The sequence below is a fragment of the Streptomyces sp. CAI-85 genome, assembly GCF_013363615.1.
Lineage (GTDB): Bacteria > Actinomycetota > Actinomycetes > Streptomycetales > Streptomycetaceae > Streptomyces > Streptomyces antibioticus_B.
The window spans coordinates 1-3,235 of sequence record NZ_JAANNX010000146.1 but is presented as its reverse complement, the minus strand read 5'-3'; the positions used below and the strand labels follow the sequence as shown (position 1 = coordinate 3,235).

Genomic DNA, 3,235 nt, shown 5'->3' with positions numbered 1-3,235 from the left:
GATGCCGGCCCCAGTGAACTCGAACCGGTTGGTTCGGGGTGGTGGGTGGCTGGTCGTTGTTTGAGAACTGCACAGTGGACGCGAGCATCTGTGGCCAAGTTTTTAAGGGCGCACGGTGGATGCCTTGGCACCAGGAACCGATGAAGGACGTGGGAGGCCACGATAGTCCCCGGGGAGTCGTCAACCAGGCTTTGATCCGGGGGTTTCCGAATGGGGAAACCCGGCAGTCGTCATGGGCTGTCACCCGCTGCTGAACACATAGGCAGTGTGGAGGGAACGAGGGGAAGTGAAACATCTCAGTACCCTCAGGAAGAGAAAACAACCGTGATTCCGGGAGTAGTGGCGAGCGAAACCGGATGAGGCCAAACCGTATACGTGTGAGACCCGGCAGGGGTTGCGTGTGCGGGGTTGTGGGATCTCTCTTCTGTCGTCTGCCGGCGACAGGACGAGTCAGAAACCGTTGATGTAGGCGAAGGACATGCGAAAGGTCCGGCGTAGAGGGTAAGACCCCCGTAGTCGAAACGTCAGCGGCTCGTTTGAGAGACACCCAAGTAGCACGGGGCCCGAGAAATCCCGTGTGAATCTGGCGGGACCACCCGCTAAGCCTAAATATTCCCTGGTGACCGATAGCGGATAGTACCGTGAGGGAATGGTGAAAAGTACCGCGGGAGCGGAGTGAAATAGTACCTGAAACCGTGTGCCTACAAGCCGTGGGAGCGTCGGATGTGTGCTTGCACATATCTCGTGACTGCGTGCCTTTTGAAGAATGAGCCTGCGAGTTTGCGGTGTGTTGCGAGGTTAACCCGGGTGGGGTAGCCGTAGCGAAAGCGAGTCCGAACAGGGCGCTTCAGTAGCACGCTCAAGACCCGAAGCGGAGTGATCTAGCCATGGGCAGGTTGAAGCGGAGGTAAGACTTCGTGGAGGACCGAACCCACCAGGGTTGAAAACCTGGGGGATGACCTGTGGTTAGGGGTGAAAGGCCAATCAAACTCCGTGATAGCTGGTTCTCCCCGAAATGCATTTAGGTGCAGCGTCGTGTGTTTCTTGCCGGAGGTAGAGCACTGGATAGGCGATGGGCCCTACCGGGTTACTGACCTTAGCCAAACTCCGAATGCCGGTAAGTGAGAGCGCGGCAGTGAGACTGTGGGGGATAAGCTCCATGGTCGAGAGGGAAACAGCCCAGAGCATCGACTAAGGCCCCTAAGCGTACGCTAAGTGGGAAAGGATGTGGAGTCGCAGAGACAACCAGGAGGTTGGCTTAGAAGCAGCCACCCTTGAAAGAGTGCGTAATAGCTCACTGGTCTAGTGATTCCGCGCCGACAATGTAGCGGGGCTCAAGCGTACCGCCGAAGTCGTGTCATTGCAGCAATACGCCCAACGGCGGCTGTGATGGGTAGGGGAGCGTCGTGTGCCGGGTGAAGCCGCGCCGGAAGGCAGTGGTGGACGGTTCACGAGTGAGAATGCAGGCATGAGTAGCGATTCACACGTGAGAAACGTGTGCGCCGATTGACTAAGGGTTCCTGGGTCAAGCTGATCTGCCCAGGGTAAGTCGGGACCTAAGGCGAGGCCGACAGGCGTAGTCGATGGATAACCGGTTGATATTCCGGTACCCGCTGTGAAGCGTCAAACATCGAACCTATCGATGCTAAGGCCGTGAAGCCGTTCCGGACCCTTCGGGGAAAGGAAAGTGGTGGAGCCGCCGACCCAAGGTGGTAGTAGGTGAGTGATGGGGTGACGCAGGAAGGTAGTCCAGCCCGGGCGGTGGTTGTCCCGGGGTAAGGGTGTAGCCCGAGTGGTAGGCAAATCCGCCACTCACATGGGGTGAGACCTGATGCCGAGCCGATTGTGGTGAAGTGGATGATCCTATGCTGTCGAGAAAAGCCTCTAGCGAGTTTTATGGCGGCCCGTACCCTAAACCGACTCAGGTGGTCAGGTAGAGAATACCGAGGCGTTCGGGTGAACTATGGTTAAGGAACTCGGCAAAATGCCCCCGTAACTTCGGGAGAAGGGGGGCCACACTCGGTGATCCGTTTTACACGGTGAGCTGGGGGTGGCCGCAGAGACCAGCGAGAAGCGACTGTTTACTAAAAACACAGGTCCGTGCGAAGCCGTAAGGCGATGTATACGGACTGACGCCTGCCCGGTGCTGGAACGTTAAGGGGACCGGTTAGTCACTCTTCGGGGTGGCGAAGCTGAGAACTTAAGCGCCAGTAAACGGCGGTGGTAACTATAACCATCCTAAGGTAGCGAAATTCCTTGTCGGGTAAGTTCCGACCTGCACGAATGGCGTAACGACTTCTCGACTGTCTCAACCATAGGCCCGGTGAAATTGCACTACGAGTAAAGATGCTCGTTTCGCGCAGCAGGACGGAAAGACCCCGGGACCTTTACTACAGTTTGATATTGGTGTTCGGTTCGGCTTGTGTAGGATAGGTGGGAGACTGTGAAGCTTGGACGCCAGTTCAGGTGGAGTCGTCGTTGAAATACCACTCTGGTCGTGCTGGATGTCTAACCTGGGTCCGTGATCCGGATCAGGGACAGTGTCTGATGGGTAGTTTAACTGGGGCGGTTGCCTCCTAAAGGGTAACGGAGGCGCCCAAAGGTTCCCTCAGCCTGGTTGGCAATCAGGTGTTGAGTGTAAGTGCACAAGGGAGCTTGACTGTGAGACCGACGGGTCGAGCAGGGACGAAAGTCGGGACTAGTGATCCGGCGGTGGCTTGTGGAAGCGCCGTCGCTCAACGGATAAAAGGTACCCCGGGGATAACAGGCTGATCTTCCCCAAGAGTCCATATCGACGGGATGGTTTGGCACCTCGATGTCGGCTCGTCGCATCCTGGGGCTGGAGTCGGTCCCAAGGGTTGGGCTGTTCGCCCATTAAAGCGGTACGCGAGCTGGGTTTAGAACGTCGTGAGACAGTTCGGTCCCTATCCGCTGTGCGCGTAGGAGTCTTGAGAAGGGCTGTCCCTAGTACGAGAGGACCGGGACGGACGAACCTCTGGTGTGCCAGTTGTTCTGCCAAGGGCATGGCTGGTTGGCTACGTTCGGGAGGGATAACCGCTGAAAGCATCTAAGCGGGAAGCCTGCTTCGAGATGAGGACTCCCACCCACTTGATGGGGTAAGGCTCCCAGTAGACGACTGGGTTGATAGGCCGGATCTGGAAGCACGGTAACGTGTGGAGGTGACCGGTACTAATAGGCCGAGGGCTTGTCCTCAGTTGCTCGCGTCCACTGTGTT

At 57.3% G+C, this 3,235-nt stretch carries 1 rRNA gene; it reads left to right on the top strand.

Annotation, left to right across the window (positions count from 1 at the left end):
* Nucleotides 1-92: 92 nt before the first annotated feature.
* A 23S ribosomal RNA gene (locus G6W55_RS37160) occupies nt 93-3,213 on the top strand.
* Nucleotides 3,214-3,235 lie beyond the last annotated feature (22 nt).